Below are 2,921 nucleotides of genomic sequence, written 5' to 3'. Positions count from 1 at the left end.
CGGGGCGCAGCACACCGGGCGGCAGCGCGCCGGCGAGCTGGGCCGGTACGGCGCCGATCCCGGCGGCGGGCAGGCACTGGGTGCCCCGGAGCATGCTGCGCCAGACCAGATGGAAGAAGCGGGACGAGGTTTCGAGGCCGTCCTCCAGGAAGACACCGGACAGGAAGGGCCGGAAGAACACATCGACAAGCCGTTCGGAGATCCCGGCGTCGGCGAGGGCCGTGCGTGTCGTACGGTCCGCCGCGTGCTTCACTGCGCTCACCGGACCGAACAGGTCACGCGCGGACAGCAGTCCGAGCGTCAGAAGGTCACGGCGGCCGGCGACCGGCCGCAGCGACAGCAGGTCCACCGCCACGCCCGGCCGCCGGGTCGGGTCGCTGAACCGCAGCCGCCCCGAAGGGGTGTACACCAGGGCTCCCGGGGTGAAGGGGCGCAGCCGCAGCCCCCGGAGCCACATGCGCTGTTTGACCTGGGGGTACGACGTGTTGAACACCTGGAAGCCGCGGTCGAGGAGGAATCCCTCGCGCCGGTCCGTGCGCATCCTGCCGCCGACCGTGTCCGACGCCTCCAGCAGGCTCACGGACAGGCCCTCCCGGCACAGATCCGCCGCGCAGGCCAGGCCGGCCAGCCCCGCGCCGATCACGATGACGTCGCGGCGCGGGCCCCGGTGGTCGGTCATGGGGTGTCAGCCCTTCGCTCGTCCGGTCTTCAGTACACGTCCTCCGGGCGCATTTCTCTCGCTGGTGGAGAAGCAGGAACGGGCCGGGGCGGCAACGATGGGAGAACCGTCGCACGCCACAGGACCCGGAGGCTTCCATGACCGAAGGTGAAGCGGCACCCGCACCCCGCACACCCGCACTGCACTGCCTGGTGACGGGCGCGACGGGCTACATCGGCGGCCGGCTGGTGCCCGAACTGCTCGACGCGGGTCACCGCGTCCGCTGTCTGGCCAGGACCCCGGAGAAACTGCGCGACCACCCCTGGGCCGGACGGGCGGAAGCCGTACGCGGAGATGTCACCGACGCCGGTTCGGTGGCCGCGGCCATGCGGGGCATCGACGTGGCGTACTACCTGGTCCACGCGCTGAACACCGGCTCCGGCTTCGAGGAGAAGGACCGCGGGGCGGCCAGGATCTTCGCGGAACAGGCGCGGGCCGCCGGGGTCCGGCGGATCGTCTATCTGGGCGGCCTCACCCCCGACGGCGTACCGGAGCGCCACCTCTCGCCGCATCTGCGCTCACGGGCCGAGGTGGCCCGCATCCTCCTCGGAGCGGGGGTGCCGGTCACCGTGCTCCGGGCCGCCGTCATCATCGGCTCCGGCTCCGCGTCCTTCGAGATGCTGCGGTATCTCACCGAACGGCTGCCGGTCATGGTCACCCCGAGCTGGGTCTCCACCCGGATCCAGCCGATCGCCGTGCGGGACGTGCTGCGGTATCTGGTGGGCAGCGCGCTGATGCCGGACGATGTGCACCGCGCCTTCGACATCGGCGGCCCCGACGTCATGACGTACCGCGACATGATGCGCGGGTTCGCCGAGGTCGCCGGCCTCCCGCACCGGCTCATCCTGCCGGTCCCGATGCTCACACCGCGCCTGTCCAGCCACTGGATCGGGCTGGTCACCCCCGTCCCGCGCGCGCTCGCCAGGCCGCTGGCCGAGTCGCTGCGGTACGAAGTCGTATGCCGCGAACACGACATCGCGCGGTATGTGCCGGACGGGCCGGGCGTGCCGCTCACCTTCGGCAGGGCGCTCCAGCTGGCGCTCCAGCGGGTGCAGGACGCCGAGGTCACCACCCGCTGGTCGTCGGCCTCGCTGCCCGGCGCCCCGAGCGATCCGCTGCCCACCGACCCCGACTGGGCGGGCGGCAGCCTCTACACGGACCGGCGCAGCCTCACCATGGACGCGTCCCCCGAGGCGCTCTGGCGGATCGTCGAGGGCATCGGGGGCGAGAACGGCTGGTACTCCTTCCCGCTCGCCTGGGCGGTGCGCGGCTGGCTGGACCGGCTGGCCGGCGGGGTCGGGCTGCGCCGCGGGCGCAGGGACGCCGAGCGGCTCAGGGTCGGCGACTCGCTGGACTTCTGGCGGGTCGAGGCGATCGAGCCGGGGCGGCTGCTGCGGCTGCGGGCCGAGATGCGGCTGCCGGGACTCGCCTGGCTGGAGATGTCCGTGGACCGGGACGGGCAGGGGCGGACCCGCTACCGGCAGCGCGCCCTCTTCCACCCCCGGGGGCTGCTCGGACACGCGTACTGGTGGAGTGTCGCGCCGTTCCACTCCCTCGTCTTCGGCGGGATGGCCCGCAATATCGCCGGGGCGGCCGACGGCGCGAGCCGGGCCCGCCGGCAGCCTGCCGCCACCGGCCGCTGACATCCGCGGACGGAACCGACGACAAGCCCGACGACCCGACGAACCCGAGGAGTGGCGTATGACCGTGGCGGTCGCCCTGTTCACCTCCGACCTCCGGCTGCACGACAATCCGCCGCTGCGCGCTGCGCTCGCGGCGGCGGACGAGGTGGTGCCGCTGTTCGTCCGGGACGAGGCCATCGAGTCGGCGGGCTTCGCCACACCCAACCGGCAGGCGTTCCTGGCCGACTGTCTGGCCGGCCTCGACGCGGGACTGCGGGAGCGCGGCGGCCGGCTCGTCGTGCGGTCGGGCACCGCGACCGCGCAGGTCTGCCGGGTGGCCGCCGAGACGGGAGCCTCCGAGGTGCATATGGCGGCCGGGGTCAGCGCGTACGCCCAGCGCCGGGAGGAGCGGCTGCGTACGGCGCTGGAGGCGGACGGGCGGCGACTGTGCGTCCATGACGCGGTGATCACCGCCGTGCCGCCGGGCGCGGTCACCCCGGCGGCCTCGGACCACTTCGCGGTCTTCACCCCGTACTTCAGGCGCTGGTCGGACGAGCGGCTGCGCACCGTCCAGGGGGCGC

The 2,921-nt window shown here is 73.6% G+C and carries 3 protein-coding genes; 2 read left to right on the top strand and 1 reads right to left on the bottom strand.

All coding sequences use genetic code 11. The annotated features are described in order from the left end of the window. The coding region (locus G3I19_RS35795; protein WP_164267851.1) for an FAD-dependent oxidoreductase at positions 1–679 on the bottom strand (679 nt) is incomplete at its 3' end. A 137-nt stretch (positions 680–816) separates the two neighbouring features. Between G3I19_RS35795 and G3I19_RS35790 the strand changes: the two genes are divergently transcribed. Together G3I19_RS35790 and G3I19_RS35785 are read left to right on the top strand one after the other, a co-directional pair. Next, positions 817–2,361 carry an SDR family oxidoreductase gene (locus G3I19_RS35790; RefSeq protein WP_164267850.1) on the top strand — a complete coding sequence of 515 codons (1,545 nt, stop codon included), beginning with the start codon at positions 817–819 and terminating at the stop codon, positions 2,359–2,361. Positions 2,362–2,419: 58 nt separating this feature from the next. Further along, on the top strand, positions 2,420–2,921 hold a 502-nt coding region (locus G3I19_RS35785), incomplete at its 3' end, for a deoxyribodipyrimidine photo-lyase (protein ID WP_164267849.1).

The sequence above is a fragment of the Streptomyces sp. SID10853 genome (genome assembly GCF_010548145.1).
GTDB lineage: Bacteria > Actinomycetota > Actinomycetes > Streptomycetales > Streptomycetaceae > Streptomyces.
This window is presented reverse-complemented; position numbering and strand designations above follow the sequence as displayed.

Excerpts from the sequence above, each read along its gene's own strand:
- G3I19_RS35790 (WP_164267850.1), top strand. The coding sequence starts at position 817 with ATGACCGAAGGTGAAGCGGCACCCGCACCCCGCACACCCGCACTGCAC.